Origin of the sequence: Candidatus Synechococcus spongiarum, assembly GCF_900047545.1 — a bacterium.
GTDB classification, from domain to species: Bacteria; Cyanobacteriota; Cyanobacteriia; order PCC-6307; family Cyanobiaceae; genus Synechococcus_B; species Synechococcus_B spongiarum_C.
This window is the reverse complement of record NZ_FITM01000119.1, coordinates 1-11,910: the sequence shown is the minus strand read 5'-3', so window position 1 is coordinate 11,910 and position 11,910 is coordinate 1. Positions and strand designations below refer to the sequence as shown.

General features: G+C 62.1%; 17 protein-coding genes and 1 pseudogene. 6 read left to right on the top strand and 12 right to left on the bottom strand.

The window, feature by feature from the left end:
- Window positions 1-340, bottom strand: a pseudogene (locus FLM9_RS05095) (hypothetical protein); the annotation flags it as partial.
- A gap of 59 nt (window positions 341-399) precedes the next feature.
- Between FLM9_RS05095 and galE the strand changes: the two are divergent.
- Both galE and hisS read left to right on the top strand, forming a co-directional pair.
- Entirely contained in the window at window positions 400-1,431 is a 1,032-nt protein-coding gene (gene galE, locus FLM9_RS05090) for a UDP-glucose 4-epimerase GalE (protein WP_081340206.1), read from the top strand.
- Between the two features lie 26 nt (window positions 1,432-1,457).
- The gene (gene hisS / locus FLM9_RS05085; RefSeq protein ID WP_074457558.1) at window positions 1,458-2,741 is read left to right on the top strand and encodes a histidine--tRNA ligase; all 1,284 of its coding nucleotides are present in this window, start codon (window positions 1,458-1,460) and stop codon (window positions 2,739-2,741) included.
- A gap of 2 nt (window positions 2,742-2,743) precedes the next feature.
- On the opposite strand, the gene FLM9_RS05080 is transcribed toward hisS, so the two are convergent.
- From FLM9_RS05080 to FLM9_RS05055, 6 genes are all read right to left on the bottom strand, one after another.
- Entirely contained in the window at window positions 2,744-2,941 is a 198-nt protein-coding gene (locus FLM9_RS05080; protein ID WP_074457555.1) for a photosystem II reaction center protein J, read from the bottom strand.
- An 18-nt stretch (window positions 2,942-2,959) separates the two neighbouring features.
- Window positions 2,960-3,079: a photosystem II reaction center protein PsbL gene (psbL, locus tag FLM9_RS05075; protein ID WP_074457554.1), complete on the bottom strand. Its 120-nt coding sequence runs from the start codon at window positions 3,077-3,079 to the stop codon at window positions 2,960-2,962.
- A 14-nt stretch (window positions 3,080-3,093) separates the two neighbouring features.
- Window positions 3,094-3,237: a cytochrome b559 subunit beta gene (gene psbF / locus FLM9_RS05070; protein ID WP_025781750.1), complete on the bottom strand. Its 144-nt coding sequence runs from the start codon at window positions 3,235-3,237 to the stop codon at window positions 3,094-3,096.
- A complete protein-coding gene (gene psbE / locus FLM9_RS05065; RefSeq protein WP_074457553.1) occupies window positions 3,234-3,494 on the bottom strand; it encodes a cytochrome b559 subunit alpha in 261 nt (86 codons plus the stop codon). Before psbE ends, psbF begins: the two co-directional genes overlap by 4 nt.
- A gap of 88 nt (window positions 3,495-3,582) precedes the next feature.
- Window positions 3,583-4,584, bottom strand: coding sequence for a photosynthesis system II assembly factor Ycf48 (locus FLM9_RS05060; protein ID WP_074457552.1), 1,002 nt, complete (start codon window positions 4,582-4,584; stop codon window positions 3,583-3,585).
- Window positions 4,585-4,639: 55 nt separating this feature from the next.
- Entirely contained in the window at window positions 4,640-5,104 is a 465-nt protein-coding gene (locus tag FLM9_RS05055) for a rubredoxin (RefSeq protein ID WP_074457551.1), read from the bottom strand.
- A gap of 130 nt (window positions 5,105-5,234) precedes the next feature.
- On the opposite strand from FLM9_RS05055, the gene ndhC reads away from it, so the two are divergent.
- The 3 genes from ndhC (at window position 5,235) to FLM9_RS05040 (ending at window position 7,020) form a co-directional block, all read left to right on the top strand.
- The gene (ndhC, locus tag FLM9_RS05050; protein ID WP_074457550.1) at window positions 5,235-5,597 is read left to right on the top strand and encodes an NADH-quinone oxidoreductase subunit A; all 363 of its coding nucleotides are present in this window, start codon (window positions 5,235-5,237) and stop codon (window positions 5,595-5,597) included.
- Between the two features lie 116 nt (window positions 5,598-5,713).
- On the top strand, window positions 5,714-6,484 hold the full coding sequence (locus FLM9_RS05045) for an NADH dehydrogenase subunit K (RefSeq protein WP_074457549.1): 771 nt from the start codon (window positions 5,714-5,716) through the stop codon (window positions 6,482-6,484).
- Window positions 6,481-7,020: an NAD(P)H-quinone oxidoreductase subunit J gene (locus tag FLM9_RS05040; RefSeq protein WP_074457548.1), complete on the top strand. Its 540-nt coding sequence runs from the start codon at window positions 6,481-6,483 to the stop codon at window positions 7,018-7,020. The genes FLM9_RS05045 and FLM9_RS05040 overlap by 4 nt, the downstream gene beginning before the upstream one ends.
- Window positions 7,021-7,038: 18 nt before the next feature.
- Here FLM9_RS05040 and FLM9_RS05035 read toward each other — a convergent pair whose 3' ends face one another.
- The 5 genes from FLM9_RS05035 to FLM9_RS05015 form a co-directional block, all read right to left on the bottom strand.
- On the bottom strand, window positions 7,039-7,512 hold the full coding sequence (locus FLM9_RS05035; protein ID WP_143324611.1) for a hypothetical protein: 474 nt from the start codon (window positions 7,510-7,512) through the stop codon (window positions 7,039-7,041).
- 320 nt (window positions 7,513-7,832) lie between these two features.
- The gene (locus FLM9_RS05030) at window positions 7,833-8,414 is read right to left on the bottom strand and encodes a chorismate lyase (RefSeq protein ID WP_074457546.1); all 582 of its coding nucleotides are present in this window, start codon (window positions 8,412-8,414) and stop codon (window positions 7,833-7,835) included.
- Window positions 8,415-8,423: 9 nt separating this feature from the next.
- On the bottom strand, window positions 8,424-9,002 hold the full coding sequence (locus tag FLM9_RS05025) for a chorismate lyase (protein WP_074457557.1): 579 nt from the start codon (window positions 9,000-9,002) through the stop codon (window positions 8,424-8,426).
- Window positions 9,003-9,066: 64 nt separating this feature from the next.
- Window positions 9,067-10,992 (bottom strand): tRNA uridine-5-carboxymethylaminomethyl(34) synthesis enzyme MnmG, encoded by a 1,926-nt coding sequence (gene mnmG / locus FLM9_RS05020; protein WP_074457545.1) that lies wholly within the window; start codon window positions 10,990-10,992, stop codon window positions 9,067-9,069.
- 9 nt (window positions 10,993-11,001) lie between these two features.
- Complete coding sequence (locus tag FLM9_RS05015) at window positions 11,002-11,472, bottom strand: DUF2214 family protein (RefSeq protein WP_074457544.1); 471 nt, start codon at window positions 11,470-11,472, stop codon at window positions 11,002-11,004.
- Window positions 11,473-11,529: 57 nt separating this feature from the next.
- On the opposite strand from FLM9_RS05015, the gene FLM9_RS05010 reads away from it, so the two are divergent.
- Window positions 11,530-11,823, top strand: a complete 294-nt coding sequence (locus FLM9_RS05010) for a hypothetical protein (RefSeq protein ID WP_074457543.1) — start codon at window positions 11,530-11,532, stop codon at window positions 11,821-11,823.
- Window positions 11,824-11,910: the final 87 nt, after the last annotated feature.

The following is an 11,910-nucleotide window of genomic DNA, read 5'->3' as shown; positions in this document are numbered from 1 at the left end:
CCGGCACGGGGGCGCCCAGGGTGCTGTGCAGTTGCAACTGCTGCTGTTTCAGGTCCAGGCCGGTGATCTCGGCTTGCACAAAGCTCACCCCCGCAGCGGCGCAGAGACGGCGCAGATCAATGGCGCCGGCGTCGGGGTGGACCTGACCCGCCAGCACAGCAGGAATCAGGCCGCTGTAGAGGCTGGTGCTGCTGCGGTTCACCAGGGTGACGGCTGTGGCAGGCGGCAAGGGCCAGCGACCCATGGCCCAGTGGCGCAGCACCAGCACATGGCTGTGGCCACCACCCGCCAGGACCAACTGCCCACCATCAGGCTGACCACCAGAGCTTCCGGATGTCATGCCGGAGCCCTTATAGCCACTGCCCTAAGATGGGAACGGATCATGCTGTCCCAGCAAAAATGCGCGTTTTGGTGACCGGTGGTGGTGGCTACATCGGCTGCCACACCGTTCGAGCTCTTCAGAACGCTGGCCATCACCCCATCGTGTTGGACAACCTGGTTCATGGTCATCGTGATCTGGTTGAGCAGGTGCTGCAAGTGCCACTGGTGGTGGTCCAACTGGGGGATCGCCAGCAGTTGCAGGCCATCCTGGCGCAGCAGCACGTTGAAGCAGTACTCCACTTCGCCGCCTACACCACCGTGGGGGAGTCCGTTATGGACCCAGCCTCCTACTACCGCAACAACCTGGGGGACACCATGGTGCTGCTGGAGGCCGTGGTCCGGGAAGCGCAACGTCGTCACAGGCCGCCCATGCCCTTGGTGTTTTCCTCCACCTGCGCCACCTATGGCCATCCGGAGCGGATGCCCATCAGCGAAGACTGCCCCCAGCAGCCTATCAGCCCCTACGGTCGCAGCAAATGGATGGTGGAGATGTTGATCCGGGATTGGGCCACGGCCTATGGGCTGCCTGCGGTGATCCTTCGCTACTTCAATGCGGCGGGAGCGGATCCCACCGGTGATCTTGGTGAAGACCACACACCGGAGACCCATCTCATTCCGCGGGTGCTGCACACCATCGGCGGCAAATGCCCTGGGCCGTTGACCATCTACGGGGACGATTACCCCACCCCGGATGGCACCTGTTTGCGGGATTACATCCACGTGACAGACCTGGCCCATGCCCACGTGCTGGGTCTGGAAGCCCTCTGCCGGCAAACGCCCGGCCAGCGGCAAGACGCGCTCACTTACAATCTGGGTACAGGCCGGGGTCATTCCGTACGGGAGGTGATCGCTGCAGCGGAGGCCGTCACGGGATGTTCTCTGCCGGTCTCCGTGGCGCCGCGGCGTCCTGGTGATCCGCCGGTGTTGGTGGCCGCCACGGATAAGGCAACCCGGGAGCTGGGCTGGGCTGCCCGGTACTCCCAACTCACCACCATGGTGCGCCATGCCTGGGCCTGGCATCAGCACCGTCATGGCTGTCAGGTGGCTTAGATATGGGGTCAGTCTCGGGAATGGCGTTGGAACGGCTGCAAACGCTGCGGGGGATGGTGGATCTGTTGCCCCGGCAAACCATGGTCTGGCAACAGGTGGAGGAGCAGGCCCGGCACCACTTCCATCGGGCCGGGGTACGGGAAATCCGCACGCCGTTGCTGGAAGCCACTGCGCTGTTTGCCCGTGGCATCGGCGAAGCCACAGACGTGGTGTGCAAGGAGATGTACTCCTTCCAGGATCGTGGCCAGCGCTCCTGCACCCTGCGACCGGAGGGCACCGCCAGCGTGGTGCGGGCCGCCATTCAGCACGGCCTTCTCAACCAGGGACACCAGCGCCTGTGGTACATGGGACCCATGTTTCGTTATGAGCGGCCCCAGGCGGGTCGGCAGCGGCAGTTCCATCAACTTGGTCTGGAGTTGCTGGGGGTTGCTGAGGAACGCAGCGACGTGGACGCCATGGCCATGGCTTGGGATCTGCTGGGTGATCTGGGGATTCAGGGGCTGCAGTTGCAGCTCAACACCCTGGGAACCCCTGAGGATCGTCGCTGCTATCGGGAACAATTGGTGGGCTGGCTAGAGCAGCGGGTGCAGCAACTGGACCCGGATTCCCGGCAGCGCCTGGCCACCAACCCCTTGCGCATTCTGGACAGCAAGAACAACACCACCCAGGACCTGCTCAGGGAGGCGCCCCAACTCCTGACCACCCTGGGCAAGGAGAGCCGGGAGCGGTTCGAGGGTGTCTGCCAGTTGCTTCAGGCCCTGGACATTCCCTTTGTGATTACGCCCCAACTGGTGCGTGGCCTGGACTACTACACCCATACAGCTTTTGAGATCACCTCCGACCAACTGGGCGCCCAAGCCACGGTCTGTGGGGGTGGTCGCTACGACGGCTTGGCGGCCATCCTGGGTGGCCCCCCCACGGCGGGCATGGGTTGGGCCATGGGGATCGAACGCCTGGTGTTGCTTCTCGGCAGCCAGAAGGATGCAACCCCTCCCCAGGTGGTACTGCTGAATCGGGGAGAGTCAGCCCAGGTGCGTGCTCTCGTGCTGGCACGGCAACTGCGGCAGGCCAAGCTGCACGTGGAACTGGACCTGTCTGGCGCCACCTTTGCCCGCCAGTTCAGGCGGGCGGACCGTCTGGGAGGACGGCTGGCGGTGATCATCGGTGAACAGGAGGCCCAGGCTGGGGTGGTGAAGCTGAAGTGGCTCCATCACCCCCCGCAGAGTGGCTCGGACTTGGACATGGGGGAAGAATGGACCTTGCCGGCAGCAGAAGTCTCCAAGACTGTGGAACGGCTGCTGGCGGACTAACGTCAGGCAGAGCCGACGCCCGTGTAGGCCCCGTAGAAGAACAGGCCCACCACGAAAATCACCGCCATGCCGCCGGCGGTGGCGACAATCCACAGGGGCAGAACACCCTCTGTCCAGCGAGAACGCCAGGGAACGGCCGGCCGACCATCGGGCAGTCGATCAGGAATACGACCGTCAGGGCCTTTCAGGGTGTTGCTCATGGGAAGAAGGACTTCGGATCAGTTGAAGAAGTAGCTGGAGAAGAGGATTCCACAGGTGAAGACCAGCAGAAGGCCCAGAAACAGGCTGGTGCGGTTGAGCTCCACCGGAAGACTGTTGGGATTGGGGTTGCGTTCCATGGATGTATGGGGTCTCAGCGACGGACGAATTGCATGGCGGCAATAGCCCCCAGGAAGAACACCGTGGGCACCGCCAGGGCATGGACCGCCAACCAACGGACCGTGAAAATCGGATAGACACGGGGCGCTTGGCCCGGGTTGTTCAGGCTGGAAGTCATGGGGTGGGGGTGCTTAGGCGCTGGTCGATTTGCAGTTTGCTGTCATAGCGGTCGCTCACCACTGGAGGCCGCACTTCAGCGCTGAGGTAGTACTCGTTAGGACGGGGTGTCCCAAAGGCGTCGTATGCCAGACCGGTGCTGACAAAGAGGAACCCGGCCAGGAAGATGGAGGGCAGGGTTACAGCATGGATCACCCAGTAACGCACACTGGTGACAATCTCGAAAAAAGGACGTTCCCCGGTGGAACCGGCAGCCATAGCCTTTTGCGACTCACCATCAGAGCTTACGCAAAAAGGTGCCATCCAGGGGTATCAATGCCATCTTGCTGGGCACCTGTAACACCTCTCAGCCAACCCAGCGCAGCAGGTTGCCCCGCTCTCCCAGAACAAAGCCCTTGTCATCGCCGACGAAAAGAATGCGGGTGAAGGTGCCGGGCTGCTGCTGGCCCACGGGATCCCACAACCAGGTGGCCCCGTCGTCATGGCTGGAGAGGAGGGTGCCGTTACCGCCACCCACCCAAATGCTGCCGTCCGGCGCCCAGGCCAGATCTAGGTAGCCGTAACCGTTGGTGATGGGAATCACGGCATCACCAAAGGCGGGGTCACCCGTGTCCGTGGGAGTGGATTCCGGATCGGGGAAGCGGATCTGGGCGCCCCGGCTCACCATCCAGAGGTCACCGGAGGGGGTAAAGCCCATGGCTTGCAACCGCTGGCTGCTGGGACGCTGGTGGGGGGTCCAGCCGGCCTCACCGGGATGCCAATCCGCGTAGAAGTTCCCCAGGCTGCTGACACTCACGTAGCCACCGGTCTCGTCCCGCCGCAGATCCCGCACGGCGCCTGTGGCATCGTCCACCAGTGATGTCCAATGCTCACCCCCGTCGTCCGTGCGGTAAATGGCCCCCACAGTGGTGGCCAACTCCGCACACTCCGGTCCCAGGGCGGTCACCAGGTAGGGCTCACCCGGCAGCTTGTTGGTCAGCAGCAGACGGTTCCAAGTCTGGCCCGTGTCGGTGCTGTGCAGCACCAGACCCGGTTGCCCCACAAGCCAGCCCTCGTCCCCGGAGAAGTTGATGCTGATCAGGCGGAAGTTTTCCTCGGCGGGCAGGTCCAGATCCCGCTCCTGCCAAGACCTACCACCATCATTGGTCTCAAGGATCAGGCGGTTGCTGCCCACAAGAAGGCCGTGATTCTCGTCGCTGAAGGCCAGGTCCAGACCGCTGGAGCGGGTGTTCAGGGGGACGGCTTGCCAAGGGCTCTCGGCAGCGGTGACCAACCTGGTGCTGACGCAGCCACTGAGGAGACCACAGACCAGCAACAGGCTGAGCAGGGAGCGGAGCAAAGGGGACATGGGGTGGAGCGACAAAAAGGGAGAGCGTGGTCAGCGGCGAGGAGGCACCGCCAACTCAATGCAGGGAGTAGAAGGACAGCAGGAATGCAGCAGCCAGCACCAAACCGCCAAAGATGAGGATGGTCTTCTGACCAGGTGTCAGGCGATTGACGCCCAAGCCGTAGTTCAGATTCTGGGTAAAGCCGCTGGGTCGGTTCTGGGGACCCACATCCACGAAGGCAGCTTTGGGACTGCGGCAGACGAGACAAAGAAAGTTGTCCGGCAATGTGGAGAATGGGGTGCCCCGCACAATGCCCAGCTTGGCCACACCCTCGGCAGGCTCGTAACGATAGCCGCAACTGCGGCATTCATAGCTATGACTGGCGGGATCACTGTCCAGTGGCCGGGCCATGGCCTCCGCCTCTGCGGCCCGGGTGATACGAGGCTGTTGGACACTGGTGATCGGGGCATCTCCAGGTGAGGAGTTGTGGTCCGCCGGGGTTGCCGGAGGTGGTGAGGAGGAGTTGGGGTTGGACGACATGGCGTCTGTGCTCTGGACGTGGCTGAAGTGACTGTATTGCCGGAATCAGGCAGCAGCTGGGTTTGGTGCCGTTCAATCCCGTCCCCTGCGGTGTCAGACTGCAAAGTCAAAGCACGGTGAGCGACCATCCATGTTTGTTCTTGACGGATATGACGCCTTTCTGGGCTTTCTCCTCATCGCCGCCGCGGTGCCGGCACTGGCGCTGGTCACCAACCAGTTGATCGGCCCCCGCCGTCGTCAGGGGGAGCGGACCACCACCTACGAGTCGGGGATGGAGCCCCAGGGGGGTGCCTGGATTCAATTCAATATCCGTTACTACATGTTTGCCCTGGTGTTTGTGGTCTTTGATGTGGAGACGGTGTTTCTCTACCCTTGGGCCGTGGCTTTTCATCGCTTGGGGTTACTGGCCTTTGTGGAGGCCCTGATTTTCATTGCCATCCTGGTGGTGGCCTTGGCCTATGCCTGGCGCAAGGGCGCCCTGGAGTGGTCATGATTAGCAGGTGGCCCTTCACTGCACAAGCCATCCGGCGTCGGATCCGTCCGGCACCACCCTGTCCCTAATCCAGCCCTGTGATGCCTGCCCCAACGACAAGTTCCCCCACGCAGCCCATGGTGCCGCCAGGGCAGCTTGCCCAAGTGCGCAGCTTGCGTGACAAGGCCTGCAATCCCGTGGGCAAGCCCCAGGTGACCCGTGATCTCTCCGAGAACGTCATCCTCACCACCCTGGACGATCTCCACAACTGGGCCCGCCTGTCCTCCCTCTGGCCTTTGCTGTATGGCACGGCCTGCTGCTTTATCGAGTTTGCCGCCCTGATCGGCAGCCGCTTCGACTTTGACCGCTTTGGCCTGGTGCCCCGCAGTTCACCGCGGCAGGCGGATCTGATCATCACCGCCGGCACCATCACCATGAAAATGGCTCCGGCCCTGGTGCGCCTCTACGAACAGATGCCCGAGCCCAAATACGTGATTGCCATGGGGGCCTGCACCATCACTGGGGGCATGTTCAGTGCGGACAGCACCACGGCGGTGCGAGGGGTGGACAAGCTTATTCCCGTCGATCTCTATATCCCCGGCTGCCCGCCCCGGCCGGAGGCCATCTTTGACGCGATTATCAAGCTGCGCAAGAAAGTGGCTAGTGAATCCGTGGCGGAGGCACGCCTCAATACGCTTCCCACCCATCGCTACTGCACCGTGTCCCATGCCATGAAAATAGTGGCTCCAGTCGTTTCGGGTCGCTACCTTCAGGCGGAGAGCCAGCAGGCTGCCCTTGCTGCCTCCCAGGCGCCGTCCCTGGCGGCGCTGGCTTCACCCCCGCTCGCGAGCGAACTTCTGCCCACCAGCCCTGATGCATCCCCATCCGTTGGCCAAGCCACCCCATGAGTGAAAGTGCCTCGTCCTCCCCAAGCACCCCAAAGGCAGCGCCCCCGGGGCCTGAGCCGGGAGTGGTCAGCCAGTGGCTGAGTCACCAGGGCTTTGACCATCAGGTGCTGGAACCGGATCACGCGGGGGTGGAGACCATTGCCGTAGAGCCACTGGTTCTCCAACCCGTGGCCGCAGCGCTCAAGGCGTCGGGCTTTGACTACCTACAGTGTCAGGGCGCCTATGACGAAGGGGTGGGGCGCCACTTAGTGAGCTTCTATCACTTGGTGAAGATGGGTGCCTTTACAGAGGCAGGCCGTGCTGAGGAGGTGTGCCTCAAGGTGTTTCATGACCGGGCGACACCCGTGGCCCCATCCCTTTACGGTCTGTACCGCGGCGCCGACTGGCAGGAACGGGAATCCTTCGACATGTTCGGGATTTGCTATGAGGGCCATCCCCATCCCAAACGGCTACTGATGCCGGAGGATTGGCAAGGCTGGCCCTTACGAAAAGACTACGTTCAGCCGGATTTCTACGAAATGCAGGACGCCCATTGAATGTCCTGCACTTTTCCTCTAAGCCGCAGCCAGCGGGGACACCTGGAGTCGCTCCTGTTCTACTGATTCCTTGACGGGATCTCGGCTGGTCTGAGGGTTCTTCCGGCTGATACGCAGTTGGCTGCCCCGGGCGGCAAGACACTGGTTCACCCAGGGGCGGATGTGATGGGGCATGTCCGAATCAGCCATTTCCTGAGGAGTGACAAGAATGGCTGGAGAGCCCACATGAAGGGCTTCCAGAAAATCAGCCCACTGCTCCACCAGTCGTTGCTCCTCAACGGAGTGCAGCCCATGATCCCGCAGAATGACGCTGCAGCGATCATAATTCCAGAGCACGCTGCGGTTGGCGTTGTGCTCAGGCCGTTTGTAGGCGTAGCCTTGATCAATGGCTTTGGGGAAAGGCAATCCATCTTCATCCCGCAGCCCGGCTTGGCTGAGGTGATGGCCGCAATGGACAGCGGAGATGCCGAAGTATCGACCAAGCTCCGTCAAGGTGAGCCAGATTTGGTGGCCGTTGCGGGATGGAGGCGGGGAGAGGGAAAGGCTGTGCATTGAACGAACTTCGGTAAAACTGCGAAGCAGTAACTTTGCAAATGCTTGGTCCTCCTCTGGCAACCGACAACACGAATGGGGAAAGTTTTAGATTCTTTCCAGAAGAGTTGTGAATCGCTGAACAGATGAGTTCTTAATAATATACTTAAGAGTTAGTCTATAATCAGCCATGGGAGATTGGTGTCGCATGCAACACTTCCCTGAAGCTGATCCCAGTCTTGATGGGGCGGCTTGTCTCAAGATATGGGGAAAGCCATCCATCAGGACGTGGTGGAACTGCTACCCAGATAGGCCTCCAGAGCCGGTGAAAAGACTTCTCGAATCACGGTCAACACTCGCCCCCCTTTGAAAAAGCGATAGTGACGACACCAAAGAGGACTGGAGGCGGAAAAGCGCTGCTCCAGAGCTGCACTGTCCACCTGTCCCAGGCCGTCCACCTCCCGGAACAACTCCACCCGATCCTGGCACAGGCTGGCCCAGATGGGCTGGCGCAGGTCCCGGAGATGGTCCTGGGCATCCTGCTGGTTCCACCAGCTTTCAGCCCACATGAGGGTTTCCTCGCCACAGCGCAGCCAAACCTGCCGCCGCACCAGAGGACCATGGAGTTCCGCCACCTCATGGGGGCGTTGAGGGGAGGGGAGAGTTTCCGGCTCCATGCCGATGAGTTCCACCTCCACCCTCCGACCGGTGAGCAGTTGCAGATGGCGGGTGGGACTCCCGTCTCCCATGAGCATCAAGCGCCAGGCAGGGCTGAGTTGCACCGGGGCTTCTCCCCACAGGACGCTACGGCGACTGGCTATCCACAGGAAGCGCAGGCGTGGATCAGTTGAACAGAGAACCATGTACAAACCTTAACCTTCTCCTGGTCCTGGGTGGGAATTCCCGTCCAGGTACCTCTCCAAAGCAGGGGAAAACACTTCCCGGATCACGGTGAGCGCCTGTCCACCCTTGAAGAGACTGTAGGAGCGGCTCCAAAAGGGTCCTGTCCTGCCGAAGCGCTCTTGCAACCGTGGATCCTGCACCTGTCCCAGTTGGTCAATGTCTCGATTCAGCTCCACGAGATCCCGCCTGAGGTTATGCCAGATGGTAACGTTCCGGTTATGGAAGATCTCTTGCGCGGTTTGCTGATTCCACCAGCTTTCAGCCCACATGAGGGTTCCCTGGCTACAGTGCTTCCAGACCTGTCGTCGCAGATAAGGAGCAGCGGTCAGGTCTTGAACGCCGTTGGGGCACTGGGGAGGAAGCTTGGTTTCCGGTTGCATGGTGATCAGGTCCACCTCCACCTCGTCACCCGTCAGCGACTTCAAATGGCGCGTGGGGCTACTGTCGCTCATAAGCATGAGGCGCCAGAAGGCAGGCAACGGCACAGGACTCTGTCCTGCCAGGACATCCCTGAAATTCGCCGACCAGCAGAAAGATTCTGCCTTAATGAGAAGGGGAAGAGGAAAGGAACCTATGATGATGCGCTCAATCCATCTTAAATGCCAGGCCGGTTCAGGCCAAAATCCCGGAGTTTTGATCCTGCCGCCGCTGCCGTAGCTCCAGCCAGAGGAGGAGGGCATTGACGTCCGCTGGACTGACGCCCGGAATGCGGCTGGCCTGCCCCAGGGTCAGGGGTTGCACATGGCTGAGGTGCTCCCGGGCCTCTTTGGAGAGGGTGGTAATGGTGTGGTAGGGGATGGTGGGCGCCAAAGGGCGACCGTGCTGCTTGCCCACCACGGCAATTTGCTGGCGCTGCCGCTCCAGGTAACCGCTGTACTTGACGTCGATTTCCGCCCCGTCCCGAACCTCTGTGGGCACATGGGGGGAGATGAGCCCATGGCGGAGCAGATCTGCACTGTGGATACCGGGGCGGCGCAAGAGTTCCGCCAGGCTGATGGAACCTTTGATGGCAGCGCCGCTGGTTTTGGCCAGGGCCACGCCCGCCGGCACGCCGGCCTTGAGGCGGGTGGTCTCCAACAGGTGCCGCTGGGCCTGGATGGCCTGTTGCTTGGCCGCAAAGACGCGCCAGCGGCGATCATCCACCAGGCCCAACTCCCGGCCCATGGGTGTGAGCCGTCGATCAGCGTTGTCACCCCGCAGCAGCAGCCGATACTCACTGCGACTGGTGAGGACCCGGTAGGGCTCCCGCAGGTCCTTAGTCACCAGATCGTCGATCATGGTGCCCATGTAGCTGCTGTCCCGGGACAACACGTGGGGCGGTTGCCCCCCAAGCTGCCGCGCCGCGTTGAGACCGGCCAGCAGGCCCTGGGCTGCCGCCTCCTCATAGCCGGTGGTGCCGTTCAACTGGCCCGCCGTGTACAGACCATGGACCCCTTTCACCGCCAGACTGGGCCAGCACTGGGTGGCGGGAACGTAGTCGTACTCCACCGCGTAGGCGGGCCGCAGCATGACGCAATGCTCCAACCCCGGCAGGGTGCGCAGAAGCTGCAGTTGCAAGGCCTCGGGCAACCCCGTGCTGAACCCCTGGATATACAGTTCAGGGCTGTCAAGGCCCTCCGGCTCCAGAAAAATCTGGTGGGACGCCTTCTCGGCAAAGCGGACAATTTTATCCTCAATGGAGGGGCAGTAGCGGGGACCCTTGGCATCCAGGAAGCCGCCGTAGATGGGGGTGAGGTGGAGGTTATCGCGGATCAGTTGGTGGGTGGCGGCGGTGGTGCGGGTGACCTGACAACTGAGTTGGGGACCGGACACCCACGCCTCGGGATCAAAGCTGAAATACCGATTCGCCGCATCGCTGGGCTGCTCCTCCAAGTCCCCCAGGGCCACACTGCCGCGCTCCACCCGGGCGGGGGTGCCGGTTTTGAGGCGCCCCGTCTCCAGACCCAGCCGCTGTAGAGCCGTTGTCAAGCCTGTGGCCGCCGCCTCTCCGGCGCGGCCGGCACTTTGGGAGCGGCCGCCGATCCAGATGCGCCCCTCCAGAAACGTGCCGGTGGTGAGCACCACCGCCTCGGCCCCATAGCGGCTGCCGAAGTAGGTTTCCACCCCATGGATCCGCAGGTTGCCCTCGCCGCGACTGCCGCTGGTGAGCAGATCGGTCACCATGGCTTCCCGCAGAGACAGGTTGGGCTGCTCCTGCAGGAGACGTTGCATGCCAAGGGCATAGCGCCGCTTGTCGGTTTGGGCCCGCAGTGCCCACACCGCCGGGCCGCGGCTGGCATTCAGCAGGCGCTTTTGAATGGCGTGGGCATCCGCCAAGCGGCCAATGACGCCCCCCAGGGCATCCACCTCATGGACCAACTGGCTTTTGGCGGGACCGCCCACAGCGGGATTGCAGGGCTGCCAGGCGATGCGATCCAGATTGAGGGTACACAGGGCGGTGGCACAACCCAGACGGGCAGCGGCCAAAGCAGCTTCGCAGCCGGCGTGGCCACCGCCCACAACGATCACGTCAAATTGCTCACTGCAGGAATGATCCACAGTTCCACTTTAGGCGGGGGCAAGCCCCACGCCACGGGCCATCAGTGCCGCCAGGAGGGGAATGGAGGCAAAGCCCACCAACTCCACGTTGATGATCCAGGCCAGGCGCGTGGACAATGCCTCCCCCACCTGGGGCAACTCCCCCTTGCGCAAGGGGATGAACCACAGGATGTAGGTGATGGTGGGATAGAGGGACAATGCCCCCACCGCCAGGAACACCCCCACCTTGGTCCAGAAGAGGGGGTTGTGGGTGTAGAAGCCAGCCCCTTGCCCAAAATAGAGCACCCGCAGGATGCCGCTTCCCAGCAGCAGCAACGCCGCCAGGCCATAGACGACATCGGCGATGACCATCCTGGTGGCCCGCTGGCGATCAGGGTTGGGCTGAATCAACTGGCGCTCCATCACCAGAGCGCCAAAACAGACCATGAAGCTGAGGTCATGAATGTAGGCCACTACCGCGCTGGTTAAAACCTGACCCATGGAGAACAGCAGGAGACGCAGGTTCAGCGTAGATTCCCGGGGGTGCGCTCAAGACCCTTGGACGATGCTGACCGGAAACAGCTTCAGGCTTTCGTGAAGCACTGGCTTCGTCAGGCCGGACGCACGCCTGCAGATCTGGGGCAGGCCCTGGGACTGCCCTCCGCGTCGCTGCCCACCCTCCTGAACGAATTGGTGCGAACCAACGCAAGACTGGGGCCGTCAGGCCTGGTGGAGCGCCTTTGTCTGATCAATGAACGGTGGCAAGGCGCCGGAGACTTTGATCCTGACCCAGACGTGCTGGAAGACCAGTTGGATTTGCTCCTGGAGGCTATCCAGAGGGAGCCAATTTAAGACTGTCCTGTGTCGTCAACCCCAATTCTGGATAAGCTGAGGAGAGGCTTGGGAGGTTGGGGACAGGTCTGTGGATGCCGACTTTAC

Coding starts and splice junctions, on each gene's coding strand:
- galE (WP_081340206.1), top strand. CDS start 400: ATGCGCGTTTTGGTGACCGGTGGTGGTGGCTACATCGGCTGCCACACC.
- FLM9_RS05080 (WP_074457555.1), bottom strand. CDS start 2,941: ATGAGCAACACCCTGAAAGGCCCTGACGGTCGTATTCCTGATCGACTG.
- psbL (WP_074457554.1), bottom strand. CDS start 3,079: ATGGAACGCAACCCCAATCCCAACAGTCTTCCGGTGGAGCTCAACCGC.
- psbF (WP_025781750.1), bottom strand. CDS start 3,237: ATGACTTCCAGCCTGAACAACCCGGGCCAAGCGCCCCGTGTCTATCCG.
- psbE (WP_074457553.1), bottom strand. CDS start 3,494: ATGGCTGCCGGTTCCACCGGGGAACGTCCTTTTTTCGAGATTGTCACC.
- FLM9_RS05060 (WP_074457552.1), bottom strand. CDS start 4,584: ATGTCCCCTTTGCTCCGCTCCCTGCTCAGCCTGTTGCTGGTCTGTGGT.
- FLM9_RS05055 (WP_074457551.1), bottom strand. CDS start 5,104: ATGTCGTCCAACCCCAACTCCTCCTCACCACCTCCGGCAACCCCGGCG.
- ndhC (WP_074457550.1), top strand. CDS start 5,235: ATGTTTGTTCTTGACGGATATGACGCCTTTCTGGGCTTTCTCCTCATC.
- FLM9_RS05045 (WP_074457549.1), top strand. CDS start 5,714: ATGGTGCCGCCAGGGCAGCTTGCCCAAGTGCGCAGCTTGCGTGACAAG.
- FLM9_RS05040 (WP_074457548.1), top strand. CDS start 6,481: ATGAGTGAAAGTGCCTCGTCCTCCCCAAGCACCCCAAAGGCAGCGCCC.
- FLM9_RS05030 (WP_074457546.1), bottom strand. CDS start 8,414: ATGGTTCTCTGTTCAACTGATCCACGCCTGCGCTTCCTGTGGATAGCC.
- FLM9_RS05015 (WP_074457544.1), bottom strand. CDS start 11,472: ATGGGTCAGGTTTTAACCAGCGCGGTAGTGGCCTACATTCATGACCTC.